The organism is Microbacterium sp. NPDC057407, from assembly GCF_042803895.1.
Lineage (GTDB): Bacteria > Actinomycetota > Actinomycetes > Actinomycetales > Microbacteriaceae > Microbacterium.
Window position 1 is genome coordinate 777,657 of sequence record NZ_JBHVCA010000001.1, and the last position, 22,920, is coordinate 800,576.

Sequence of the window (22,920 nt, forward strand, 5' to 3'; positions counted from 1 at the left end):
AGCATTGTTATGTCGTACTTATGTACTAGCATGGTGACATGCCGCTCGATGATCCCGACCGACCGCTCGACCCATCTTTCGACGATTTCGACCCCGAAGATCATGTCCCCATTCCCGACCCCGTCGATCTCGTGGTGGAGGTCGCGTCCATGATCTCGGTGTTCGCCGCGCAGCGCCTCCGTCGCGTCGAGGCGCTGCGTCGTGACGCGGTGGCGGATGCCGAGGCTCAGGGGTTCACCGCCACTGACGTGGTCGAGCGCGGCGTCCGGCTCGAGCTGGCGGCCGCGTTGCGGGTGACCGAGCATGTCGCGGGAGGTCTGATGGCCCGGGCATACGTGCTGGTCCACGAGTTCCCGCAGGTCTTGGAGTCGTTGGATCGCGCGCGCACGACCGAGCAGCACGTCGAGCATTTCGTCGACGCCATGAGGGAGGTGGAGCCCGAGCACCGACCCGCCGTCGTCGAGCGCGCGCTGCCGCTGATGGAGGCCGAGGCGGTCGGCACCTTCCGCCGTTCGCTTCGACGGCTCATCGACACCGTGCGATCGCGCACGCTGGAAGCGCGACACCGTGAGGCGCTGACCCGGCGCCGGGTGGCCATCGAGACCGTGGATGACGGGATGGCGTGGCTGACGGCATACCTTCCCGCCGTCGAAGCGCACGCCATCCACTCGCGTCTCACCGGCATGGCGAAGGCGATCGCCGCGCGCGAGAGCCGTGGCGCGACGCCCGAGGACGCCGACGTGCGGACGCTCGACCAGATCCGTGCTGACGTGCTCGGCGACCTGTTGATCGACGGCGACACAGCCGTGCTGCCTGACGTCGCGCGGGGAGTTCGCGCGACGGTGGCCGTCACCGTGCCGGTTCTGACTCTGCTGGGCGACGACGATTCCGCGGCTCCGGCACCCGCCACGGTCGAGGGCCTCGGTCCGATTCCGCTTTCTCGGGCCCGCGAACTGTGCGGTGGAGACGGTCGATGGATGCGGGTGCTCACTCATCCCGAGACCGGGGCGGTCCTGTCGGTGGGCCGCGATCACTACAGCCCGCCCGCCGACCTGCGACGACTCGTGAAGTGGCGGGCCGACCGGTGCATGGCTCCCGGATGCGGCGTGCCCGCATCCCGTTGCGAGATCGATCACACCATCGACTGGCAGCACGGCGGCGAAACGGCGATCACGAACCTGGCGCCGCTCTGCAAGGGTCACCACACCGTGAAGCACCACAGTGCCTGGGCGGTCGAGCACGACGGCGGCGGTGGGGCGCTGCGGTGGACCTCGCCGTCGGGCCGCCAGTACGTCGTGCCGCCTCGGCGGGTGGTTCCCGTGTTCCGTCCGTCTGCCGGACCGGCTCCGTTCTGACGTTGCCGCCGGCGGATCCAGCCGGGGGCGGTCCTATCCCGCGACCTCATGCAAGGTGAACGCCGCCAAGAAGCCGATGGTCGCGTAAAGACCGGTCAGCGCCTGCTGCTCGTCGAACGCCTCGGGGATCATCGTGTTGCACACCATCGCGAGCAGACCTCCTGCTGCGATCGTCGTGATCAAGGCGATGAGGGCGGGTGGCGCCGCCTGGAATGCGACGTATCCGACGACGGCAGCCACCACGGTGACGGCCGCGATCGACAGCCACAGCCGAGCGATCGATGCCGCCGATGACCCGCTTCGCTTGAGGGCCGCCGTCGACCCGAGACCTTCGGGGAAGTTGCTGATCGCGATCGCCGCGACGATCGGGATGCTGATCCCGCCCTGCAGGACCGAGAGTCCCATCACGATCGACTCGGGGATGCCGTCGATCAGTGCGCCGATCGCGATCGCCACGCCCGAGCCGCCCGCCAGTCGGGCGCCGCTTCGCCGCGCCACGATGTTCGCCGGCCGGCTGGTCCTCGGCTCTTTCGGACGCGACACCAGCCAGTCGGCCACGATGTAGATGATGGCGCCGGCCAAGAAACCGGCGACGGTCGGGATGAGGCCACCGTCGTCCGCCGCTTCCTCCACGAGTTCGAACGCGAGCGTCGAGATGAGCACGCCCGCGCCGAGCGCCAGGATGCCCGCCACGACGCGCTGCGGAATGTCGACGAACCACGCCACCGCGGCGCCGACGAGAAGGGTGCCGCCGCCGATCAGGCCGCTGATCGCCGCGAGCCACACACCGTCCATGGCGCCAACCTAGACCCGCGCAAACCGCGCCGGTTGCGCCCACGCCGCGCGGCCCTCAGCGCCCCGGGCGACGCGCGATCGAACTGGGCGCCGACCAGCGCTGCGCGTCCCGTCGGCTCAGCGGGTCAGCCCGTGCGACAGCCCTCCGGCTGCCAGCCGCTCGGCGGCGAGTCCTTCGGCCGCCTCGAGGGGCGTGACGCCGCGGGCTTCCGCTTCGTCGAAGACTCGACGGACGGTGTCTCCGATGCGCGCCACCCGGTCCATGATCTCCGCCCGCGTTCCGAGCTTCTTCGCCTCGAGATCGAGGTAGATGACGCCGCCGGCGTTCACGACGAAGTCGGGCGCATACAGGATGCCGCGAGCAGCCAGCCGGTCGGCACCGTGTCGTGCGGCCAGCGGATTGTTCGCCGGGCCGCAGACCGCTTTCGCGTCCAGCGCGTCGATGACGTCGTCGGTGAGCAGCCCGCCGATCCCGGCGGGCACGAAGACGTCGGCCGGAACCAGGTGCTCCTCGCCGGGCACGCTCCAGTGCGCGCCGAGTTCCGCAGCGAGGTCGCGCTTCGCCGGGTTCACGTCCGTCACGGTCAGCACCGCCCCCTCCGCGGCGAGGCGCACCGCGAGGCGGCTCCCGACCTGCCCGAGACCCGACACGGTGATGCGCCGGCCGGCGAGTTCGTTCGATCCCGTCGCGCGCTCCAGCGTCGCCCGCAGCGACTCGTAGACCCCGAGGCTGGTCGGCCCGGCCGGCTCACCCGAACCGCCGACGGCGTCGGGCAGCCCGACGACGTGCTCGGTCCGTTCGCTGACCACGAGCATGTCGTCCGTGGTCGAGCCGACGTCTTCCGCCGTGCGGTACAGGCCGTTCAGCGACTCGACGGCGTCGCCGAGATCGAGGAAGGCGGCCCGGCGTCGCTCCGCATCAAGCACCGTTCCCTCGGGGAGCGCGATCACCGACTTTCCGCCGCCGGCGTCCAGGCCCGCTGCGGCGTTCTTGAGGGTCATCGCCGCCGACAGCCGCAGTGCGTCGCCCAGCGCGTCGCTCCACTGCGGGTACGACCACAGCCGAGCGCCGCCGAGGGCCGAACCGAGCACGGAGGAGTGCAGCGCGACGACGATGAACAGACCGCTGCGCCGTCCGGCGACCACCTCCACGCGCTCGTGCGTGAAGTCGGGCAGGGGCAGGGTCGACAGGGTGGGCCGGGTGGGCAGGGTCGACAGGGTGGGCGGGGTGGGCAGGGTGGGCAGGGTGTGCGTCATCGCGTTCTTCCTTCGGCGGGCCTTGTGGGCAGTGCGCTGCGGATGCCGCGGCTTTGCGGCATCCGCTCTCATTGCACCACCGCGACGCGATCTGTTCAACCTCGCCGCCGGTCCTTGAGCAAACTGAGCATGGCGTCTGATCTCAGACGATCAGCACGCCCCACTCTGGCGTTCGAGAGCCACCCCGTGTCCGCGCGCCGACACCGACCTGGGCCCGCCCGCCCGCACACCCGCCCTAGGCTGAGCGGGTGACCGAGCACCTTCCCGCACGCAGCCGCCTCGTCCACGACTCCCTGCGCGCCGCCGGCATCGCCGGTGACATCGTGGTGCTGCCGGATGCCGCATCCACCGCCGCTCTCGCCGCAGCCGCCCTCGGGATCGAGGTCGGCGCGATCGCGAACAGCCTGGTCTTCTGGTCGGACGGCGAACCCCTCCTCGTGATGACGAGCGGGGCGCACCGCGTCGACACGGCCGCCCTCGCCCACCGCCTGGGCCGCACCTCCATCACCCGGGCGACCCCCGAGCAGGTCAGGGAGGCGACGGGCCAGGCCATCGGCGGCGTCGCGCCGACGGGACATCCGCGGCCGCTGGTCACCGTCATCGACGAAGACCTCGCGGGATTCGACGAGATCTGGGCTGCCGGGGGCACCCCGCACACCGTCTTCCCGTTGACCTACGACGAGCTCGTGCGCCTCACCGGCGGCACCGTCGCCAAGGTCGACTGAGAGTCTCGTCTCGGAGCCCGACCCGTCCACCCTGGGGCAGGATCACCGCGCTTCAGCCGAGGATCTCGCGGCACGTGACGGCCGCCGCCGCCGACCACGCCTGCGGCCGGCACGCGGCGGGGTACGGCGTCGGCACCGACGACTCCGCGGCGCTGTCGCCCGAGTGCAGCTCCGGCACGCGATAGCCGAATCCCTCGGCGGCGGCCAGCAGACCGTCGGCCACCGCGTGCGCGTGATCGTCCAGTCCGGCGCGGTGCAGTCCTCGCGCGATGATCGCGGTGTCGTGCGTCCAGACGCTGCCACCGTGATACGACAGCGGCCAGTACCCTGCCGCGCCCGTCGACATGGTGCGGACGCCGAATCCGGACGACATCAACGGACCCAGCAGCAGGTCCGCCACCTCTCGCTCTTCGGCTGCGTCGAGGATGCCGGTGCCCAGCAGATGACCGACGTTGCTCGTGAGCGTGTCGACGGGCCGCTTGTCGCGGTCCAGCGCGACGGCGGGGTAACGCCCTTCGGGAGTCGTGACCCAGTACGACTCGCGGAATCTTCGACGCAGCGTCGCCGCCCACTCGCGCAGAGCGCCCGGGGCGAGCACGCCCTCGTCGTCATTGCCGAACTCGTCGAGCAGGTCCGCCCCCGCGAGTGCTGCCTCGTAGGCGTAGCCCTGCACCTCGCACAGCGCGATCGGTCCTTGGGCGAGCCGCCCGTCCCGCCACTGGATGGAGTCGCCGGAGTCCTTCCAGCCCTGGTTGGCGAGCCCCCTGCCGGTGCGGTCGATGTAGTCGAGGAAGCCATCCCCGTCGCTGTCGCCGTGCTCGAGGATCCACCGCAGCGCTCCTCGGAGGGCAGGGAGGAGCGCGACGACCTCGTCGGCGGGCATCCCGGCGCGCCACGCGTCGGCGAGCAGGCAGACCCACAGCGGCGTGGAGTCGACGCTGCCGTAGTACTGCGGCGGCAGCACGATGCCCTCGTTCGGCATCTCGAGCGCCGATGCGCGCAGCTCGTGCAGCATCTTGCCGGGCTCCTGCGCGGTCGCGGGATCGTCCTGCGTTCCCTGCATCCGGGCGAGGACGCGAAGAGTGGATGCCGCGATCCCGGCGTCCACCGAGAGCGCGAGCCGAGCCGCCCACAGCGAATCGCGGCCGAACAGGGTGAAGAACCACGGCGCGCCGGCAGCAAAGAACTCGTCGCCCCCGCGGTCGCCGTGTTCGCCCGGATCAGCGCCACCATCATCGCCGTCTACGGTCACGAGCCGCAGGGCGTCGAGGTCGCCCAGGGCGGTGTCCAGCCACCGGTCCAGGCGCGGCTGCGACGTCGGCTCCCGCCGCGCGGCCGTGCCGCGCCACGGTCCGCTCGCGCCGCGGACCACCATCGACGGGTCGGCCATGTCGACGGTGAACGACACCTCCGCCGATCCGCCGGCAGCCACCTCGACCGTCCATTCCGCCACGACGGCGCCGTCCGACTCCGTCACCGTGGCGCCCGTGGCCCGCAGATCGAGCGTCCGACGGCCCGACGTCGCGCGGGCGGCGGCATCCGACACGGTGATCTCGTGCGGCTCGGCGACCGCGAGCCCGCTCTTCACGTCATGCAGCGAGGCGAACTCGGGCTCCACGCGCACCGACAGCACGGCCCGCAGCGGATCGGCGAGCCGGGACTGCACGGTCCAGGTCTCGGCCACCGCGCCGTCGGTGACCACGCGCTCGCGCAGCAGCCGCACCTTCGGGTCGGGCGTCGGGTCGTCGACGCCGCGCAGCAGCCCGCCGAACACCACGCGCGACGGTCCGTCGGGCGCGACCGAGATCCACTCGATCGGCGACTCCCCGCACGACGCCGACAGCGCCCGGATATAGCGCACGTCGCCGTGGTACACGCCGTCGATGGCGCGACCTCCGAGGTCGCCGTCCGCACCGGACCAGACCTGGGTCGGGGCGCGGAGGGCGATCACGGCGTCGCTCAGCAACGGCTGCAGGGGAGGAGCCGGAATGGACTGGTCGGGGGTGGGAGTCATCCCTTGACTGCTCCTTCGGAGGTGTTCATGATGTGCCGCTGGAAGATGAAGAACATCACCGCGACGGGAATGGTCATGATGGCTGCTGCCGCGAGCTTGATCGGATACTGCTGCCCCTGACCCAGCTGATTCGCCGCCAGCGAGGCGACGCCCTTCGTGAGGGTCGTCAGCTCGGGCGACTGGGTCGACACGATGAAGTGCGTCAACTCGTTCCACGATCCCTGGAAGGAGAGGATCACGATCGTGATCAGCGCGGGCCGGGCCATCGGCAGCACGACCGACCAGAAGATGCGGAACGTGCCCGCCCCGTCGATGCGCGCCTGCTCCTCGACGGAGACCGGGATCGACTCGAAGAAGTTCTTCATGATGAACACGCCCGCCGCGTCCACCAGGAGGGGGATGATCATGCCGGCGTACGAGTCGTACATGCCCAGCTGGTTGATCACGAGGAACTTCGGGATGAGCAGCACGACTCCGGGCACCGCCATCACGGCGATGACCGCGGCGAACACGATCCCGCGGCCCCGGAAGTGCAGGCGAGCCAGCGCGTAGCCGGCGAGCGACACGAAGAACACCCGGCCGAGAGTCACGCAGATCGTCACGATCGCGGAGTTGGCGAACCACACGGGGTAGTCGCTCCGGCCGAACAACCGCTCGTAAGCGGCGAAGGTGATGGTCTGCGGGATCAGCGAGATGGGGTCGGCGGCGGCTTCGGCCTCGGTCTTGAACGACGTGGCCACCTGGACCAGGAACGGATAGATGTAGATCAGCGCCAGGATGATCAGCAGCACGTACAGCAGGATCTGCCACACGACGCGCCTGGACAGGATGCGCTGACGCGTCGGCCTGGCTCCTCGCGGCTGATCCTGATTGAGCACCAGCGACTCGGACAGCGTCGTACCGGTCATCGTGCGTCCTCCTCATCGATGTCGTCCGCGGGATCCGCGACGGTGGGCACCCGGGCGGATGCCGCGACCGCCGGAGTCGTGGTGGCGGGGCGCGTCGGCAGCTGGTATTGCCGCGCGCGGCGCTTGGAGACGGGCCGCTCGCGGAGCACCCAGCGCTGGAAGACGGTGAACACCACGATGATGGCGAACAGGATGAACGAGATCGCCGCCCCGATGCCCCAGTCCTGATCCAGGAACGCCGACGTGTAGGACAGGTACGCGGGGGTGATGGTCGTCTTGGCCGGCGCCCCCTGAGTGCCCGTGTAGATCTGCTCGTAGACCTGCCAGCAGCCGATGAGTCCCAGGGTGATCACGGTGAACAGGGTGGGGCGCAGCTGGGGGAGGGTGACTCGCCAGAAGCGCTGCCACCCGTTCGCGCCGTCCATCATGGCCGCCTCCTGGATCTCGCCGCCGATGTTCTGCAGGGCCGCGACGAACAGGAGCATGAAGGTGCCGCTCGTGGTGAAGACCGCCATGAAGATGAGCGCGGTCATGGCGACCGACGGGCCGGCGAGCCACTGCCACCAGGAGAGGCCGAGGAAGTCGTTGTCGGTGAGGACGGCCGGTCCCTCGGTGATGCCGATCGACGCGAGCCCGTTGTGGATGATTCCGCTGGGATCGAAGAACCAATTGGGGCCGTTGATCCCGATCCACGACAGGATCTCGTTGACGACGCCCGAGGCCGAGAACAGGAACAGCCACAGGACGGTGATGGCGACGGTGCTCGTCACCGAGGGGAAGTAGAACGCCGTGCGGAAGAAGCCGCGGCCGCGGAGGATCGCACGGTTGACGAGGATCGCCAGGAACAGGGCCAGCGCGGTCTGCAGCGGCACCACGAGCAGCACGTACCACGCGTTGTTGCGCAGCGCGATGCCGAAGTCTCGCGTGGCCAGCCCGCCGTCGACCGTGACGGCGGCGTAGTTCTGCAGACCGACGAAGTTCACGTCGCCGGAGAACGGGCTCCCGCGCCCGCTCCAGTCCGAGAGGCTGACCCACAGCGCCATGAGGACGGGGATCAGGAGGAAGACGCCGAGGATGAGGAGGACGGGACCGGTGAACAACCACCCGGCCAGCGTCTCCCCGCCCCGGAGCCCCGTGCGGGGGCTCCGGGAACGGGGCGACGCCGTCGCTGTCGCGGTCATGGGTGTCAGCCGACGATGGCCTCGACGTTGGCCTGGACCGTGTCGAGGATCTGCTGCGGGTCGCCGTTCTTCAGCCCCTCGAGGGACGCGTTGAAGTCGGTGAGGACCGCAGCGGTTCCGTCGTTGGTGGGGATGCCGACGGCGTAGTCCGCGCCGGCGAGGAACGCCGCCAGCTCGGGGTTGTCGGTGGTCCACTGGTCGGCGGCGGACTGCACCGACGGCATCGGGCCGAACGCCTCCGAGAAGGCGAGCTGCTGCTCGGCGCTCGTCAGGTACTCGACGAGGTCCAGGGCGGCCTGCTGGTTGGGGCTGTCGGCGGCCATGCCCCAGCAGTTCGTGAACTGGAGCGTGCCCTTGCCGGCGGGACCCTCGGGAAGCTCGGCGACCAGGTATTCGACGTTCGGGTAGTCGTTCGACATCGCACCCGTGATCCAGTTGCCCTCGATCGTCATCGCCGCCTTCTGCTGGCCGAAGGCCTCGCCGCCCCAGCCGGCACCGAGGTCGGTGGTGGCGTACGCGAAGGAGCCCGCGTCCATCTGGTCCTGCACGTACGTGAGGGCCTCGACGTTCTCCTCGCTGTTGGCGACCGCCTCCGTGCCGTCGTCGCTCACGAGCTGCCCGCCGGCCTGCGCCATGAAGGTGCCCACCCGCTGATACTCGGCGCCGAAAGCGAGACCCGTCACGCCGTCGGTCGTGAGGGTTGCGGCCACCTCAGCGAGCTCGTCCCACGTCGTGGGGACGTCGTCCTCGGTGAGACCCGCCGCCTCCCACAGCTGCGTGTTGATGATCAGCTGCAGCGTCGAGAAGTCCTTCGGCGCGCAGTAGAACTGGTCGTCGACGGTGAAGTTCTGCACGAGCGACGGGTAGAAGTCGTCCTTGTTCTCGAGCAGGTCGCCGTAGGCGACGAGCGAGCCGTTGCCCGCGTAGCCGGCGAGCGCTTCCGTGGCGAGGTAGAACAGGTCCGGCGGCGATCCCGCCGCGAAGCCCTGCGACAGCTGCTGCGGCAGGTCGTTGGCGACCTGGACGGATGCCTCGACGCCGGATTCCTCCGACCATGCGGCCACGGCCTCTTCGACCGCCGCGGTCTCGGCGTCGCCGGACGAGCCGATGAGGATGGTGAGCGCGTCGTCGCTCGACGTCAGCTCGCCGGAGTCGCCGCCGGAGCCGCCGTTGTCGCCGGCGCTGTCGTCGAATCCGGAGCCGCACGCGGTGAGCGCGAGCGTCCCGGTGAGGAGCAGCGCTCCCGCCGCGAGCGCGGTACGTGTTTTCTGCCGTGTCATGAGTCTCTTCTCCTTCGATGAGATGACCGTGTGATCAGAACACTCCACAGACTTTGAACGTTCAAAGTTCGGTGTAGAGAACACGGTAAGAATGGCGAGGGGTATCTGTCAAGGGCTTGCTTGCGCCCTAGGATGACGATTCGAGCGTGCTGACCGAGGAGGTGCGATGTCCAAGCTCCCCACCGTGGAGGATGTCGCGCTGGCCGCGGGCGTGTCGCGCCAGACGGTGTCCAACGTGATCAACAGCCCTGCGATCGTGCGCGAATCGACGCGCGAACGCGTCGAACAGGCCATCGCCGACCTGGGCTACCGCCCCCACATGGCGGCACGGCGCCTGCGCACGCAGCGGAGCTCGACCATCGGCATCCATCTCGACCCGTACGCGGGAGGCATCTCGGGCGTCGTCCTCGACCGCTTCGTCCACGCCCTCACCGAGCGGGCGGGCGAGCGCGGGATGCGCATCCAGCTGTACGCGGCGCGCACCCCGACAGAGGAGATCGCCAAGATGGGCGAGCTCTCGGACGGCGGCGAGATCGACGCGGTCGTCATCACCGGAACCTTCCACGGCGACCCCCGCACGCGCTGGCTGGCCGAGCGGGGCATCCCTTTCGTCGCGTTCGGGCGCCCGTGGGGCGACGACGACGTGGAGGCGCCCGCGCACCTGTGGGTGGACGTCGACGGCGCCGCCGGAACCCGTGCCGCGACCGAGCACCTGCTGTCGCTCGCCGGACCGCGTCTCGCCTTCCTGGGGTGGCCGTCCGGGTCGGGCACGGGCGACGACCGCGAGCGGGGCTGGGTCGAGGCGATGGCGGCGGCGGATGCCTCGGGTCCGAGGTACGTCTGCGAAGAGAGCGTCGGGCAGGCCCGCGCCCTCGTCGGCGGGATCCTCGCCGCGGGACCCGACATCGACGGCATCGTGTGCGTCAGCGACTCGCTCGCGATCGGCGCGCACCTCGCGGCGACCGAGGCGGGTCGCGGCGATTTCCCCGTGGTCGGATTCGATAACACGCCTCCCGCCGAAGCGCTCGGCATCAGCAGCGTCGAGCAGCTTCCCGAGCAGGTCGCCGCGGGAGTCCTCGAACTGCTCATGGGTCCGTCGGGGAGCGTCATCGCGCCGCGCCGCGCCGAAGCGGGCGCCGCCCACGTGCTGGTGACGCCGCGCCTCGTCGTCCGCTGAGTCCCGGCCCGGGTCACTCGCGCCGGCTGCCACCGATCCGGCGTTCCAGCTCGGCCGCGGCCACGGCGACCGACCGGGCGAGCTCGACCGGGTCGCGGGTCGAGTCGTCCGGCCACGTCAGCGCGATCGCGGCCGCCGGCCAGCCCGCGTGATCGCGCACGGCGACCCCGACCGACCGCAGGCCGAGCGTCACCTCCCCGTCCTCGACGGCGAAGCCGCGGGCGCGGGCCTCGCGGAGCAGCTCGCGCAGCTCCCCCGGGCGGGTCGGCCCGCGGCCGGTGCGGTCGGAGAAGGCGGACGCATGGGGATACACCGCGCGCACCTGCTCGCGGGGGAGGGCGGCGAGCATCGCGCGGCCCGTCGCGGTCAGGTGCGCCGGCAGCCGCACTCCGACGTCGGTGACGAGGGCCGGCCGTCGAGGCGCCCGCTCCTCGACGATGTACAGCACGTCGCGCCCGTGCATGACCGCCAGATGGGCGCTCTCGTGCACGCGGTCGACGAGCTCGGCGAGCACCGGCCGGCCGACCCGTGCGAGCGGCTCCTGCCGCGCGTACCCGCCGGCCAGCTCGAAGGCCGCGATCCCGAGGCCCCAACGCCGCTCCTCGGGCAGGTGCACGACGAACTGGTGGGCGTGGAGCGTGGCGAGCAGGTGGTACACGGTGGACCTGGGCAGGCCGAGCGCGGCGGCGATCGACGCCGCGGGAACGGGGCCCCGCTGCCGGGTGAGGTGCGCGAGGATGCGCAGGGTCTGGTCGGCGGCGGGGACCTGTGGACGCAGCGGAGACGGCGTCTCGGAGGTCGGGTCGGTGTCTGGCATGCCAGACACAGCCTCGCACGGACGCCTGTCGTTCGCCACCGCGGGGGTGTGGAATCGACGCATGACCACCGTCACGCCCGCCCGCTCCGGCACCGGCCCGACTTCGGGGTCGCCCCGCCCGGCCTCGATCCTCACGGTCACGATCGGCGCCGAGCCCCTCCGACCCGACGAGGTCGTCGCCGTCGCACGTCACGGGGCGGCCGTAACGGTCGCTCCCGAGGCGCTGCGGCGGGTGGCCGCGACCCGCGCGCTCATCGAGGGTCTCGCCGACGACGCCGAGCCGCACTACGGGATCTCCACCGGGTTCGGCGCGCTCGCGACGACGTTCATCGCCCCCGAGCGGCGGATGCAGCTGCAGGCGAGCCTCATCCGCAGCCATGCCGCCGGCACCGGTCCGGAGGTGGAACGCGAGGTCGTGCGCGCCCTTCAGCTGCTGCGCCTGCAGACGCTCGCCACAGGCCGCACCGGCGTGCGACCGGTGGTCGTCGAGACGTACGCCGCCATGCTCAACGCCGGCATCACGCCGATCGTGCGCGAATACGGATCCCTCGGCTGCTCGGGCGACCTCGCCCCGCTGTCGCACGTGGCGCTCGCGGCGATGGGCGAGGGACGCGTGCGCGACGCCGACGGCGCCGAGGTCGACGCGGCGGACGCGCTGGCCGCGGCATCCCTCGCCCCCCTCGTCCTGCGCGAGAAGGAGGGGCTGGCGCTGATCAACGGCACGGACGGCATGCTCGGGATGCTGCTGCTGGCGCTTCACGACCTGTCGGTGCTGCTCGACACCGCCGACGTGGCCGCCGCGATGTCGGTGGAGTCGCAGCTCGGCACCGACGCCGTCTTCGCGGCCGACCTGCAGGCGCTGCGACCGCAGACCGGCCAGGCGGCCTCCGCCGCGAACCTGCGCGCCGTTCTCGCGGGGTCTCCGATCGTCGCCTCGCACAAGGACCCCTCGGTGTGCACGCGGGTGCAGGACGCCTACTCGCTGCGCTGCTCGCCGCAGGTGCACGGCGCCGCCCGCGACACCGTGGAGCACGCGCGGCTGATCGCGTCCCGCGAACTGTCGGCCGCGGTCGACAACCCGGTCATCACCGACGACGGCCGGGTGGAGTCCAACGGCAACTTCCACGGCGCGCCGATCGCCTACGTGCTCGACTTCCTCGCCATCGCGGTCGCCGACGTCGCATCGATCTCGGAGCGCCGCACCGACCGGGCCCTCGACCCGGCGCGCAGCAACGGACTTCCGCCGTTCCTCGCCGACGAGGTCGGCGTCGACTCCGGGCTGATGATCGCGCAGTACGCCGCCGCCGGGATCGTGTCGGAGCTCAAGCGGCTCGCCGCTCCGGCGTCGGTCGACTCCATCCCGTCGTCGGCGATGCAGGAGGACCACGTGTCGATGGGCTGGGCGGCCGCCCGCAAGCTCCGACGCGGCATCGACGGACTCGCGCGCGTGCTCGCGATCGAGATCCTGACCGCCGCGCGAGCCCTCGACCTCCGCGCACCCCTCCAGCCCGGCGCGGCCACCGCGGCGGTGCGCGACCTGGTGCGGGGGGCGGACGTCGCGGGGCCCGGCGCCGACCGGTTCGTGTCGCCCGAGATCGAGACGCTGACGGCGCTCGTCTCCGGCGGCGCCGTCGCCCGGGCCGCGCTGCATCCCGCCGGGTCCGCAGCGACCGCCGCCCAGACCGTGACCACGACGAAAGCGAGCCATCGATGACCATGACACCGACGTCGGCGCGAAGCATCCGCGCGCCGCGAGGCAACGAGCGCACGGCCAAGAGCTGGGGCGCCGAAGCGGCGAAGCGCATGCTCATGAACAACCTCGACCCCGAGGTCGCCGAGCACCCCGAAGACCTCGTGGTCTACGGCGGCACCGGCCGCGCGGCACGCAGCTGGGAGGCGTACGACGCCATCGTCCGCACCCTCGACGACCTCGAGCCGGACGAGACCCTCCTCGTGCAGTCCGGCAAGCCCGTCGGGATCTTCCGCACCCACGAGTGGGCGCCGCGGGTCCTCATCGCGAACTCGAACCTCGTGGGCGACTGGGCGACGTGGCCCGAGTTCCGCCGTCTGCAAGAGCTGGGTCTCACCATGTACGGGCAGATGACGGCCGGATCCTGGATCTACATCGGCACCCAGGGCATCCTCCAGGGCACGTACGAGACGTTCGCCGCCGTGGCGCGCAGCCTCGGCCGCGACGACCTGACGGGCACCCTGACCTTGACCGGCGGTGCCGGCGGCATGGGCGGCGCCCAGCCGCTGGCGGTCACCCTCAACGGCGGGGCCGTCCTCATCGTCGACGTCGACGAGTCGCGCCTGGCGCGCCGAGTCGGGCACGGGTACCTCGACGAGTACACGACCGACCTGGAGGCCGCGCTCGCCCGCGTCGTCGCGGCCAAGGCGGCAGGCGAGGCGCGCAGCGTCGGCGTCGTCGGCAACGCCGCCGAGGTGTTCGGCGACGTGCTGCTCCGGCACCGGGCGGGCGAGCTCGCGGTCGACATCGTCACCGACCAGACGAGCGCCCACGACCCGCTCGCCTACCTGCCCGTGGGCATCGCCTTCGAGGACTGGAAAGACGCGGCATCCGCCGACCCGGAGGGGTTCACGGCCCGCGCGCGCGGCAGCATGGCCAAGCAGGTGGCGGCGATGGTCGGATTCCAGGATGCCGGAGCCGAGGTGTTCGACTACGGCAACTCGATCCGCGCCGAGGCGCAGCTCGGCGGCTTCGACCGCGCCTTCGCGTTCCCCGGCTTCGTCCCGGCCTACATCCGCCCGCAGTTCGCCGAGGGACGCGGACCGTTCCGCTGGGTCGCGCTGTCAGGTGATCCAGAGGACATCCGCAAGACCGACCGCGCGGTCCGGGAGCTGTTCCCCGACAATGCCGGGCTCGTCCGCTGGCTCGAGAAGGCGGGCGACGCGGTGCACTTCGAGGGCCTGCCGGCCCGCATCTGCTGGCTGGGGTACAAGGAACGCCATCTCGCGGGCCTGCGGTTCAACGAGATGGTCGCCTCGGGAGAGCTCGCCGGACCCATCGTGATCGGCCGCGACCACCTCGACGCCGGATCGGTCGCCTCGCCCTACCGCGAGACCGAGGCGATGGCCGACGGCTCCGACGCCATCGCGGACTGGCCGCTCCTGAACGCCCTCCTCAACACCGCCTCAGGCGCGTCCTGGGTGTCGATCCATCACGGCGGCGGCGTGGGCATCGGACGGTCCATCCACGCCGGCCAGGTGACGGTCGCCGACGGGACGGCGCTCGCGGCCGAGAAGATCGAACGCGTGCTCACGAACGACCCGGGCACCGGGGTAATGCGCCACGTCGACGCCGGGTACGAGCGCGCCGCGGAGGTCGCTCGCGAGCGCGGCCTGCGGGTGCCCATGCAGGAGAGCTGAGCGGCATGGCCCTCCTCGTCACGAACATCGGCGAACTGACCACGAACGTCGAGCGGGACGGCGACGCGACCGGCACGGTACGGGACGCCGCGATCCTCGTCGAGGGCACGCGCATCGCGTGGGTGGGGGAGCGAGCGGATGCCCCGGCCGGCGACATCCCGACGGTCGACGCCGCGGGACGCGCCGTTCTCCCCGGATTCGTCGACAGCCACACCCACCTCGTCTTCGGCGGAGATCGCGCCGACGAGTTCGAAGCGCGCATGACGGGGGTGCCCTATGCCGCGGGAGGCATACGGCGCACGGTGGCGGCGACGCGCGCCGCCTCCGACGAGGAGCTCCGGGCCCGGCTGTCCCGGCTCGTCGCGGAACTCCGTGCGCAGGGGACGACGACGGTCGAGATCAAGACGGGCTACGGCCTCACCGTCCACGACGAGACCCGACTGGCCCGGCTCGCGGCGGAGGTGACCGACGAGGTGACGTTCCTGGGGGCGCATGTGGTCCCCGCCGAGTACGCCGACCGCCGCGAGGACTACCTCGACCTCGTGACGGGGCCGATGCTCGACGCCGTCCGGCCCCACGCGCGATGGGTCGACGTGTTCTGCGAGCGCGGCGCGTTCACCGCCGACGAGTCCCGGCGCATCCTCGCCGCGGGCGCGGCGCACGGACTGCGGCCCCGGGTGCACGGGAACCAGCTCGGCCCCGGCGAGGGTGTGCGCCTCGCGGTCGCGTCGGGCGCGGCATCCGTCGATCACTGCACGTTCCTGGACGACGACGACGTCGCCGCGCTCGCCGGGTCCGACACCGTCGCGACCCTCCTTCCCGGCGTGGAGTTCTCGACCCGCCAGCCCTACCCCGACGCGCGACGGCTGCTCGATGCCGGCGTCACGGTCGCCCTCGCCAGCGACTGCAACCCGGGGTCCAGTTTCACCAGTTCGATGCCGCTGATGGTCGCGCTCGCCGTCCGCGAGATGGGGATGACCCCGGCCGAGGCGGTGTGGGCGGCGACCGCCGGCGGTGCCCGCGCACTCCGCCGCACGGATATCGGCCGGATCGCACCCGGCGCGCGCGCGGATCTCGTCCTGCTCGACGCCCCCACGCGGGTGCATCTGGCCTACCGTCCCGGCGTGCCGCTGGTCGCGCAGGCCTGGAAGGACGGCGCGGCGCTGCTGTGAACCGCACACGGCCGCCGGGGCAGCCCGGATCAGCAACGGTCAGCACCGGTCAGCACCGGCAGGAGCCGTGTGGGGAACTCCGTCAGCGGGGCGTGTCGAAGGTCCACTCCGACGGGTCGAGCGCCGTCGCGACGTCCCAGTCGTCGGCGTCCCACGTGAACGTCGCCACCGCGCACGTCGGCATGTGCACGATCTCGCCGTCCGAGAGCCGTCCCGCCAAGAGGCTCATGCCCGGGTCGTGCGCGACGACCAGCAGGGTCCGGGCGCCGGACTCCGAGGCCGTGGCGAGCAGCACGTCGGCGGGCGCCCCGTAGAGCCGTTCGTCGAGGCGCACCCCCACACCCCACGCGGCCGCGAACGACTGTGCCGTCGTCTTGGCGCGCAGGGCCGTGCTCGAGAGGATCACATCGGGCCGGAACCCGGACTCCGCCAGGCGCGCGGCCATGACCGGAGCATCGTGAAGACCTCGCTCGTTGAGCGGCCGGTCGTGGTCGTCGAGCATCGGGTCGCCCCAGTCCGACTTCGCGTGTCGGACGAGCCCCAGTCGGATCATGTCAGCGCTGCCTTTCCGGCGAGGAGTTCGAGCACGCAGAGCGCGGCGAGGCGCACGGTGCGTCCATCGGGGGTGTCGGCGGTCGCGTCGACCTCGACGATGTCGGCGCTGCGGACCCGGCGGTCCGCGGCGGTCGCCCGCACGATCGCCCGCAGCTCCCAGGCGGCGAGACCGCCCGGAACGGAGGCGGGGCATCCGGGCGCCACAGTGCGGTCGCACACGTCGACATCGATGTCGAGATGGATCGGACCGTCGCCCGCGCCCGCGATCTCGAGCGCCTGGGCCACGACGTCCGCTGCTCCGCGTCGCCGCACCTCGTCGAGACCGACCACGGTGATTCCCAGATCGGCGGCGCGCTGCGCGTACGCGACCGAGTTGGCGAAGTCGGCGATCCCGAGCTGCACGATCCGGCGCGGGTCGAGGCCCCCCTCGACGAGCCGCCGCACGGGGGATCCGTTCGACACGCCGTCGCGGAGGTCGAAGTGCGCATCGAGGGTGATGAGCCCGGCGGCAGCCGCGCCCTGGGCGACGGGGAAGGTGGCGGAGTTGTCGCCCCCCAGCGCGATCACGAGTCCGGCATCCGCCGACAGCTCGCGCACGGCGGAGCGAACGGATGCCTCGCCCTCGGGACCGTCGGGCGAGGCGATGTCTCCGGCGTCGGCGATCCGGAGCGCCGCGGCGAGATCGATCGGCGCCGGCGTCACGACGGTGGGGCTGAACCGGCGCAGCGCTTCGCGCACGGCCGCCGGCGTCGCGTGCGCGCCCGTCGGCGACAGCGAGGTGCGCCACGTGGGCACCCCGAGAAGCACGGCGTCCCAGTCCTCGGCGCCGCGGTGCGGCGACGGCCAGCCCCCGGCGCGCGGCCAGAGCGGATCGTGCGACAGTGTCACGCCGACGACGCTACTCGCCTCAGCCCCTCGCCCGTCACACCGACACGTAGACCCACGCCGCGCGACCGCTCGCGAGGGTCGCCGACACCCGCCGGTACAGCGCGACCTCGTACTCGTCCGAGGCTTCCAGCTCGTCCTCGGTGACCCACAGCGCCTTTCCGACGACCTTGTCGAGCGGGTTCCCGGTCGCCCTGACGATGGGGTGGACCGACGTCCCCGAGAGGTCGACCACGCGTCGGTCCTCGATCTCGGCGTAGTCGACCGTGTACCCCGGCAGGACGTCGTCCTCCGCCGCCACGAGACGGCCGAACGTGTCGAGCTGCACGTCCGGCTGCTGGAGCGTGCCATAGCTGAAGAGGAGCTGGTCGGCGGCCACGGCCTCAGGCTAGTCGTGCCGGGCCGACCCGACGAGGGGGTCGTCACACGGCGTCGCGCTCACCCGAGCAGAGCGTGCGCGAGGGAGAAGATCGCGAGGCCGGCGAGCGCGCCCACGATGGTGCCGTTCAACCGGATGTACTGCAGGTCGCGCCCCACCATGAGCTCGATCTTCTCGGTCGTCTCCGCCGGGTCCCACCGCTCCACGGTGTCGGTGATGATCGAGGCGATGTCGTGACGGTAGCGGTCGACGAGGAAGACGGCGGCGTCGCTCACCCACGAGTCCACGCGGCGCTGGAGCGAGGCATCCGTCGTCAGTCGCACGCCGATCTCGGTGAGCGCGGTCGTCAGTCGCCGGCGCAGGCCGCTGGCCGGGTCGGCGAGGGAGGCGAGCAGTCCCGTCTTCGCCGTGTTCCAGGCCTCGGCGGCCAGCTCTCGCATCCGGGGGCTGTCGAACATGGTCGCCTTGGCGTCTTCGAGGCGACCGATCGTGCCGGGGTCGTGCTGGAGGTTCTCGGCCAGCCGGTCGAGGTACCCGTCGATCGCGCGGCGCGCCTGATGCTCGGGGTCGGCCCGCACGGCGGCGACGAACTTCACCGCCTCGTTGTAGATGGTGTCGTCGACCAGACGCGACGCCATCGACGGCAGCCACGAGGGCAGCCGACGCGACAGGAGCCCGGTGAAGGCGGTGCGGTTGGCCTCCAGCCACGCCGCGACGGTGTCGACCGCCATGTCGACCGCGCCATGGTGCGCCCCCGATTCGACGATGCGTCCCAGCCACGCGCCGAGCGGCGGCCCCCACTCGGGCGCGATGAGGTGCTCCCGTGCGAGGTCTTCGATGACGCCCTGCACCTCGTCGTCGCTGAGCGCCTGCAGCACACCGGAGGCCATGACGGATGCCTCGGCCCCCACTCGTTCGGCGTGGGCGGGAGAGCTCAGCCATTCGCCGAGCCGCGCCGAGATCGCCGTCGCCTCGAGCTTCGTGCGCACGACGTCGCCGCGGAGGAACTCGGTCTCGACGAACTCGCCGAGAGTGCGGCCGATCTCGTCCTTGCGGTTCGGGATGATCGCGGTGTGCGGGATCGGGATGCCCAGCGGGTGTCGGAACAGCGCGGTCACGGCGAACCAGTCGGCCAGGGCGCCCACCATGCCGCCTTCGGCGGCGGCGCGCACGTACGCGAGCGCCGGAACCTGCGTCTGGAAGGCGAACGAGATCGCGAACACCGCGGCCATGAAGACGAGGGCGCCGAGCGCGACGCCCTTCATGAGCCGCAGGCCGCGCCGTCGCTCCTGGTCGGCCGGACTCAGCAGGGCCGTCGGAGTGCGCGCCATCACGTCATCCTCGCACGGCGGGGGCGAAACGGGGCCGTGGCCGGTCGCGGTCAGGCCTCGAGCGGTCCCAGCCACGCGGACGCGACGGTCGAGTGCGCCGATTCGGGGTCGCTCGGGTGGAAGAGTCCGGCGAGCACGTCGCGGTACAGCCGGCTCAGCTCGCTCGCCGCGAAGTACGACGAACCGCCGGCCACCAGCACAGCGTCGTCGACGATGGACTTCGCGCTGACGACGGCGCGGTGCTTGAGCCCCGCGAGGAGCGAGAACCAGCGCGCTCCGTGGTCGGCGCCGGCATCCACATCGCGCGCGAGCCCCTCCAGCTGCGGGGGCAGGGCGTCGTAGGCGAGCGCCATGTCGGCGACCCGCCAGCGGATGTCGGGGTCCTGACTGTACGCCTTCCCGGTCTTCTTCGACGTGCGCCGGCCGGCGACCTCGACCGCAAGATCCAGCGCGCGCCGGGCGATGCCGGTGTACACCGACGCCAGGAGGATCTCGAAGACGCTGAAGATCCCGAACACGAGCGGGTCGGGGTTCGGACCCGGGTCGATGCGACGCACGATGCGGTCCGCGGGGGCGGTCGCGCCGTGGAGCTCGGTCGTGCGGGACTGGGTTCCCCGCATGCCGAGGGTGTCCCAGTCGTCGCGGGTCACCACGCGACCGTCGGCTTCCTCGGACCGCGGCACGAAGGCGTAGACCATCTTCGGGGCGTCCGCAGAGGTCGTGTCGAGTCCGTGCAGTCCGAGCTGCGTCCAGACCGGCGCCAGCGACGTGAAGATCTTCGTGCCCGTGAAGCGGTACCCGCCGTCGGCGGTGGGTACGGCATCCGTCCCGCTGCCGAACAGCACGAGATCGTTGCCCGCCTCGCTGATGCCGAACGCGAAGACCTCGCCGGCGGCTGCGCCCTCCTGCACGAAGCGCAGGGAATCGTCGCCCCGGTCGGAGAGCACCTTCGCCACGCCCGTCCACACGAGGTGCATGTTCACGGCGAGGGCGGTGGCGGGAGCCGCTTGGGCCAGCCGCTGCTGGAGGACGGATGCCTCGGCCAGCCCCCATCCCGCACCGCCGAGCTCGGAGGGCACCAGGATCGCGAGATAGCCGGCCTCGCGCAGCTCGGCGAGGTCGTCGTGGGGGAAGGTGTTGTCGCGGTCGTGGATCGGCGCGCGTTCGCGGAACCGCTCGAGCAGCTCGGCGGGGAGCACGGCGGCCGGGTCGAACGCCCCGCGGCTCACGCCGGTCATGCCCGCACCTCGGCCGACGCCAGTGCGTCCATGAGTTGAGCGATCGTCGCCTCGGGCTTGTCGCGATGCGGCGAGTGGCCCGCACCCGCGACGACCGAGAGCGTCAGATGCGGGTTCGCGGCGACGACGGCCTCGGCCGGCTTGCCGCAGAAGATGCTGTACACCTCGGGGTCGGATCCGATGACGTGTGTCGGGACGTCCAGCGCCGTGGCGGCGGCGGTGACGTCCCACCGCGGGTTCTGCGCGCTCGTCTGCTCCACCGCCCACCGGCTGGCCTGATGGGCCGCCAGGGACTTCAGCTCGACGTCCTGCTCGTGCCAGTGCGGATGCGCGGCCCGCACGGCCGCCTGCGATGGGTCGGCGAAGGACTCCTCCTGGCTGTTGCGCACCACGTCACGGTCGTGCGGCGTCAGCGAGATGGCCGGGTCGACCAGCACCAGCCGCCGCGTCCACGAGCGGTCGGCGGCGGCGGCGAGGGTGACCGCCGCGCCGCCCAGGGAGTGGCCCAGGACGAGGTCCCACGGGCCGCCGCCGTCCGGACCGATGGCCGCGACATCGGCCGCGTAGGCCTCGAGCGTGTAGTCCAGGGCGCGGGGAGCGACGCCGTGCCCGCGGAGGTCGACGGCGTCGGCGCGCCATCCCGCGTCCGCGAGCGCGACGCCGAATCGCCACATCAGGTGGGCGTTGGAGCCGAGGCCGTGCACGAGGAGTGCGCGGCGATCGGAGGCAGGGGAGCCCCAGCTGAGGCGGGGGAGCGTCACGGGTGCAGGCATACCGTCATGCTACGGATGCCGGGGCCCCGTCAGGCGAGATCGTCCAGCGCGCGAGCGAGCCGGGTGAGCACATCGGCGGCGCACTCGGCGTGCTCGTCGGAGAGGCCGTCGATGACCCCGACGATCGCGGAATGGTGGCCGCCGAAGGCCTGGTCGACGCGCGCGATGGCGTCGTCTGTCGGGACAAGGAAGTGCGCGCGCCGGTCGGACGGATGCTGCACGCGCGTGACGAGGTCGCGCGCGACCAGCCGCTCGACGACGTTGGTCACCGTCGCGCTCGAGGTCTCGAGCATGACGATGAGGTCCTTCGGGCTCAGCTCGCGCCCGTCGCGGGAGCCCTGCACGAGGTAGCGGAGGGCGGTGAGATCCATCGAGGAGAGGCCCGACGCGCGCTGCGCGCGCTCCGCCTGGCGGCGCTCGGCGAGACGCCAGTGGAGCACCGCCTCGCTCAGTCGCCGGCCCGCCTCGGAGCGCGGCTGCTCGGCGTAGAGGTGCTCGTTCTCATGGCGTACGACGTTCAGCGGCATCCCTACCTCCCGCGGATCTGCTATTCCATCTGCGTGACGACCGCCTCTCGGGCCAGGGCCAGCGAGGGGTATTCGCCCACGTAGTGCCGGACAGCGTCCCGGGCGAAGTATCTGTTCGGCTCGTGTCGTTCGATCGTCCCGAGGAAGACCCCCTCGGCGCTCCCCACCCAGAAATCGGTGTCGACCTCTGCCCAGGTGGCGCGTTCGCGGATCCCGGTTCGACCGGCGACCTCGTCGATCATCGTCATCGTGCTGCTCCTACCATACCTGACACCGAATGTGACACGTAGTTGATTACACACCAACTGTGATACATATTCAGTGGGATTGACAGTTAGTGATCCTTTATGCACGTCAGCAGCAGACCGAGAGGAAGAACGATGGCGTACCTGTACTACGGCAACGAGACGAACCCCGCGGAGATCCCCGACCGGCTGCTCGCGCATGTGAAGGTCGTCGCGGCCACCAAGCTGCGCCGCAACGAGAGCTTCCTCCTCAGCTGGCGGCACCCGGGCGAGGGAGCCGAGGGTCGCACCTCGATCTGGATGCAGCCGGCGATCCCGCTGCGATTCGTGTTCGAGAGCGCCGAACCGGACGTCCTCGACGCCGAGTTCCTCCGGACGCTCGCGAACGAGGCGACGACGAGCCGGGGCATCGTCCTGGAATGGGACGACGAGCCCGCCTCGATCAACGCCTCCCACCGGCAGGCCGTCGCCGCATGACCCCGGCTCCCCGCCACGCGGAAAGAATGGGCTCATGATCTCGACCGACCTGGCCCTGGCGCTGCGCGATGCCGGCCTGTCGTGGCGGCCTCGCTCGGGTGACCGGTTCCAGCTCGACGAGCCCGAGTTCGACGCCGACGTCTTCACCGTCAGCGAGATGACGATCGAGCCGCGCGAGTACCCCACCGGGCGGATCCTCGCCTTCAACGGCACGACCGAGTGGGCCCTGGACTCCGTCGCCCTCGAGGACGCGCTGTGGCTGCCTCACGAGAGCCAGCTCAGGGAGATGCTCGGCGGCTCGTTCCGCTCCCTTCGCCGGCTGCCCGACGTCTTCGAGGTCGAGGTGGAGATCGCCGGGGCGCCACGCCGGTTCGAGCATCCGGAGCCCGCCGATGCCTACGCGCTCGCCCTGCTGGAGCTGCTGAGCCGCATCGCGTGA

23 protein-coding genes are annotated in these 22,920 nt (G+C 71.5%); 8 read left to right on the forward strand and 15 right to left on the reverse strand.

Annotated elements, in window-relative coordinates; genetic code table 11:
- Window positions 1–38 precede the first annotated feature (38 nt).
- Complete coding sequence (locus tag ACFUTX_RS03760) at window positions 39–1,355, forward strand: DUF222 domain-containing protein (protein ID WP_378860843.1); 1,317 nt, start codon at window positions 39–41, stop codon at window positions 1,353–1,355.
- A 33-nt stretch (window positions 1,356–1,388) separates the two neighbouring features.
- Here ACFUTX_RS03760 and ACFUTX_RS03765 read toward each other — a convergent pair whose 3' ends face one another.
- Both ACFUTX_RS03765 and ACFUTX_RS03770 read right to left on the reverse strand, forming a co-directional pair.
- Window positions 1,389–2,150 carry a ZIP family metal transporter gene (locus tag ACFUTX_RS03765; protein ID WP_378860844.1) on the reverse strand — a complete coding sequence of 254 codons (762 nt, stop codon included), beginning with the start codon at window positions 2,148–2,150 and terminating at the stop codon, window positions 1,389–1,391.
- Between the two features lie 117 nt (window positions 2,151–2,267).
- A complete protein-coding gene (locus ACFUTX_RS03770) occupies window positions 2,268–3,407 on the reverse strand; it encodes a Glu/Leu/Phe/Val dehydrogenase dimerization domain-containing protein (protein WP_378860845.1) in 1,140 nt (379 codons plus the stop codon).
- 248 nt (window positions 3,408–3,655) lie between these two features.
- On the opposite strand from ACFUTX_RS03770, the gene ACFUTX_RS03775 reads away from it, so the two are divergent.
- Window positions 3,656–4,132 (forward strand): YbaK/EbsC family protein, encoded by a 477-nt coding sequence (locus tag ACFUTX_RS03775; protein WP_378860846.1) that lies wholly within the window; start codon window positions 3,656–3,658, stop codon window positions 4,130–4,132.
- A gap of 52 nt (window positions 4,133–4,184) precedes the next feature.
- On the opposite strand, the gene ACFUTX_RS03780 is transcribed toward ACFUTX_RS03775, so the two are convergent.
- Genes ACFUTX_RS03780 through ACFUTX_RS03795 form a run of 4 tightly spaced genes read right to left on the reverse strand, consistent with a single transcriptional unit; the run spans window position 4,185 to window position 9,515 of the window.
- The gene (locus ACFUTX_RS03780) at window positions 4,185–6,146 is read right to left on the reverse strand and encodes a glycogen debranching N-terminal domain-containing protein (RefSeq protein ID WP_378860847.1); all 1,962 of its coding nucleotides are present in this window, start codon (window positions 6,144–6,146) and stop codon (window positions 4,185–4,187) included.
- Window positions 6,143–7,054: a carbohydrate ABC transporter permease gene (locus ACFUTX_RS03785; protein ID WP_378860848.1), complete on the reverse strand. Its 912-nt coding sequence runs from the start codon at window positions 7,052–7,054 to the stop codon at window positions 6,143–6,145. Before ACFUTX_RS03785 ends, ACFUTX_RS03780 begins: the two co-directional genes overlap by 4 nt.
- Window positions 7,051–8,235 (reverse strand): carbohydrate ABC transporter permease, encoded by a 1,185-nt coding sequence (locus ACFUTX_RS03790; RefSeq protein ID WP_378860849.1) that lies wholly within the window; start codon window positions 8,233–8,235, stop codon window positions 7,051–7,053. Before ACFUTX_RS03790 ends, ACFUTX_RS03785 begins: the two co-directional genes overlap by 4 nt.
- 5 nt (window positions 8,236–8,240) lie before the next feature.
- Entirely contained in the window at window positions 8,241–9,515 is a 1,275-nt protein-coding gene (locus ACFUTX_RS03795; protein WP_378860850.1) for an extracellular solute-binding protein, read from the reverse strand.
- A gap of 166 nt (window positions 9,516–9,681) precedes the next feature.
- Between ACFUTX_RS03795 and ACFUTX_RS03800 the strand changes: the two genes are divergently transcribed.
- The gene (locus tag ACFUTX_RS03800) at window positions 9,682–10,692 is read left to right on the forward strand and encodes a LacI family DNA-binding transcriptional regulator (protein WP_378860851.1); all 1,011 of its coding nucleotides are present in this window, start codon (window positions 9,682–9,684) and stop codon (window positions 10,690–10,692) included.
- Window positions 10,693–10,705: 13 nt separating this feature from the next.
- Here the strand turns inward: ACFUTX_RS03800 and ACFUTX_RS03805 are convergent, their stop codons facing one another.
- Window positions 10,706–11,509: an IclR family transcriptional regulator gene (locus tag ACFUTX_RS03805; RefSeq protein ID WP_378860852.1), complete on the reverse strand. Its 804-nt coding sequence runs from the start codon at window positions 11,507–11,509 to the stop codon at window positions 10,706–10,708.
- Window positions 11,510–11,570: 61 nt separating this feature from the next.
- On the opposite strand from ACFUTX_RS03805, the gene hutH reads away from it, so the two are divergent.
- Genes hutH through hutI form a run of 3 tightly spaced genes read left to right on the forward strand, consistent with a single transcriptional unit; the run spans window position 11,571 to window position 16,071 of the window.
- Complete coding sequence (gene hutH, locus ACFUTX_RS03810) at window positions 11,571–13,223, forward strand: histidine ammonia-lyase (protein ID WP_378860853.1); 1,653 nt, start codon at window positions 11,571–11,573, stop codon at window positions 13,221–13,223.
- Window positions 13,220–14,899, forward strand: coding sequence for a urocanate hydratase (gene hutU, locus ACFUTX_RS03815; protein WP_378860854.1), 1,680 nt, complete (start codon window positions 13,220–13,222; stop codon window positions 14,897–14,899). Before hutH ends, hutU begins: the two co-directional genes overlap by 4 nt.
- 5 nt (window positions 14,900–14,904) lie before the next feature.
- On the forward strand, window positions 14,905–16,071 hold the full coding sequence (hutI, locus tag ACFUTX_RS03820; protein ID WP_378860855.1) for an imidazolonepropionase: 1,167 nt from the start codon (window positions 14,905–14,907) through the stop codon (window positions 16,069–16,071).
- Window positions 16,072–16,153: 82 nt separating this feature from the next.
- Here the strand turns inward: hutI and ACFUTX_RS03825 are convergent, their stop codons facing one another.
- The 8 genes from ACFUTX_RS03825 to ACFUTX_RS03860 are packed head-to-tail and all read right to left on the reverse strand — an operon-like array spanning window position 16,154 to window position 22,007.
- A complete protein-coding gene (locus ACFUTX_RS03825; RefSeq protein WP_378860856.1) occupies window positions 16,154–16,624 on the reverse strand; it encodes a SixA phosphatase family protein in 471 nt (156 codons plus the stop codon).
- The gene (locus ACFUTX_RS03830) at window positions 16,621–17,514 is read right to left on the reverse strand and encodes an agmatinase family protein (RefSeq protein WP_378860857.1); all 894 of its coding nucleotides are present in this window, start codon (window positions 17,512–17,514) and stop codon (window positions 16,621–16,623) included. Before ACFUTX_RS03830 ends, ACFUTX_RS03825 begins: the two co-directional genes overlap by 4 nt.
- A 34-nt stretch (window positions 17,515–17,548) precedes the next feature.
- The gene (locus tag ACFUTX_RS03835; protein ID WP_378860858.1) at window positions 17,549–17,890 is read right to left on the reverse strand and encodes a gamma-glutamylcyclotransferase family protein; all 342 of its coding nucleotides are present in this window, start codon (window positions 17,888–17,890) and stop codon (window positions 17,549–17,551) included.
- A gap of 59 nt (window positions 17,891–17,949) precedes the next feature.
- Window positions 17,950–19,221, reverse strand: coding sequence for a DUF445 domain-containing protein (locus ACFUTX_RS03840; RefSeq protein ID WP_378860859.1), 1,272 nt, complete (start codon window positions 19,219–19,221; stop codon window positions 17,950–17,952).
- A 50-nt stretch (window positions 19,222–19,271) separates the two neighbouring features.
- Window positions 19,272–20,459 (reverse strand): acyl-CoA dehydrogenase family protein, encoded by a 1,188-nt coding sequence (locus tag ACFUTX_RS03845; protein WP_378860860.1) that lies wholly within the window; start codon window positions 20,457–20,459, stop codon window positions 19,272–19,274.
- Entirely contained in the window at window positions 20,456–21,232 is a 777-nt protein-coding gene (locus tag ACFUTX_RS03850) for an alpha/beta fold hydrolase (protein ID WP_378860861.1), read from the reverse strand. Before ACFUTX_RS03850 ends, ACFUTX_RS03845 begins: the two co-directional genes overlap by 4 nt.
- Before the next feature lie 29 nt (window positions 21,233–21,261).
- A complete protein-coding gene (locus ACFUTX_RS03855) occupies window positions 21,262–21,759 on the reverse strand; it encodes a MarR family winged helix-turn-helix transcriptional regulator (protein WP_378860862.1) in 498 nt (165 codons plus the stop codon).
- A gap of 20 nt (window positions 21,760–21,779) precedes the next feature.
- On the reverse strand, window positions 21,780–22,007 hold the full coding sequence (locus ACFUTX_RS03860) for a hypothetical protein (protein WP_378860863.1): 228 nt from the start codon (window positions 22,005–22,007) through the stop codon (window positions 21,780–21,782).
- A 132-nt stretch (window positions 22,008–22,139) separates the two neighbouring features.
- Between ACFUTX_RS03860 and ACFUTX_RS03865 the strand changes: the two genes are divergently transcribed.
- Together ACFUTX_RS03865 and ACFUTX_RS03870 are read left to right on the forward strand one after the other, a co-directional pair.
- Window positions 22,140–22,481, forward strand: coding sequence for a hypothetical protein (locus tag ACFUTX_RS03865; protein WP_378860864.1), 342 nt, complete (start codon window positions 22,140–22,142; stop codon window positions 22,479–22,481).
- A 34-nt stretch (window positions 22,482–22,515) separates the two neighbouring features.
- Entirely contained in the window at window positions 22,516–22,920 is a 405-nt protein-coding gene (locus ACFUTX_RS03870) for a pilus assembly protein CpaE (protein WP_378860865.1), read from the forward strand.

What these genes read in the sequence shown, in the direction of transcription:
- ACFUTX_RS03760 (WP_378860843.1), top strand. Translation starts at nt 39, where the DNA reads ATGCCGCTCGATGATCCCGACCGACCGCTCGACCCATCTTTCGACGAT.
- ACFUTX_RS03765 (WP_378860844.1), bottom strand. Translation starts at nt 2,150, where the DNA reads ATGGACGGTGTGTGGCTCGCGGCGATCAGCGGCCTGATCGGCGGCGGC.
- ACFUTX_RS03770 (WP_378860845.1), bottom strand. Translation starts at nt 3,407, where the DNA reads ATGACGCACACCCTGCCCACCCTGCCCACCCCGCCCACCCTGTCGACC.
- ACFUTX_RS03780 (WP_378860847.1), bottom strand. Translation starts at nt 6,146, where the DNA reads ATGACTCCCACCCCCGACCAGTCCATTCCGGCTCCTCCCCTGCAGCCG.
- ACFUTX_RS03785 (WP_378860848.1), bottom strand. Translation starts at nt 7,054, where the DNA reads ATGACCGGTACGACGCTGTCCGAGTCGCTGGTGCTCAATCAGGATCAG.
- ACFUTX_RS03790 (WP_378860849.1), bottom strand. Translation starts at nt 8,235, where the DNA reads ATGACCGCGACAGCGACGGCGTCGCCCCGTTCCCGGAGCCCCCGCACG.
- ACFUTX_RS03795 (WP_378860850.1), bottom strand. Translation starts at nt 9,515, where the DNA reads ATGACACGGCAGAAAACACGTACCGCGCTCGCGGCGGGAGCGCTGCTC.
- ACFUTX_RS03800 (WP_378860851.1), top strand. Translation starts at nt 9,682, where the DNA reads ATGTCCAAGCTCCCCACCGTGGAGGATGTCGCGCTGGCCGCGGGCGTG.
- ACFUTX_RS03805 (WP_378860852.1), bottom strand. Translation starts at nt 11,509, where the DNA reads ATGCCAGACACCGACCCGACCTCCGAGACGCCGTCTCCGCTGCGTCCA.
- hutH (WP_378860853.1), top strand. Translation starts at nt 11,571, where the DNA reads ATGACCACCGTCACGCCCGCCCGCTCCGGCACCGGCCCGACTTCGGGG.
- hutU (WP_378860854.1), top strand. Translation starts at nt 13,220, where the DNA reads ATGACCATGACACCGACGTCGGCGCGAAGCATCCGCGCGCCGCGAGGC.
- hutI (WP_378860855.1), top strand. Translation starts at nt 14,905, where the DNA reads ATGGCCCTCCTCGTCACGAACATCGGCGAACTGACCACGAACGTCGAG.
- ACFUTX_RS03825 (WP_378860856.1), bottom strand. Translation starts at nt 16,624, where the DNA reads ATGATCCGACTGGGGCTCGTCCGACACGCGAAGTCGGACTGGGGCGAC.
- ACFUTX_RS03840 (WP_378860859.1), bottom strand. Translation starts at nt 19,221, where the DNA reads ATGGCGCGCACTCCGACGGCCCTGCTGAGTCCGGCCGACCAGGAGCGA.
- ACFUTX_RS03845 (WP_378860860.1), bottom strand. Translation starts at nt 20,459, where the DNA reads ATGACCGGCGTGAGCCGCGGGGCGTTCGACCCGGCCGCCGTGCTCCCC.
- ACFUTX_RS03850 (WP_378860861.1), bottom strand. Translation starts at nt 21,232, where the DNA reads ATGCCTGCACCCGTGACGCTCCCCCGCCTCAGCTGGGGCTCCCCTGCC.
- ACFUTX_RS03855 (WP_378860862.1), bottom strand. Translation starts at nt 21,759, where the DNA reads ATGCCGCTGAACGTCGTACGCCATGAGAACGAGCACCTCTACGCCGAG.
- ACFUTX_RS03860 (WP_378860863.1), bottom strand. Translation starts at nt 22,007, where the DNA reads ATGACGATGATCGACGAGGTCGCCGGTCGAACCGGGATCCGCGAACGC.
- ACFUTX_RS03865 (WP_378860864.1), top strand. Translation starts at nt 22,140, where the DNA reads ATGGCGTACCTGTACTACGGCAACGAGACGAACCCCGCGGAGATCCCC.
- ACFUTX_RS03870 (WP_378860865.1), top strand. Translation starts at nt 22,516, where the DNA reads ATGATCTCGACCGACCTGGCCCTGGCGCTGCGCGATGCCGGCCTGTCG.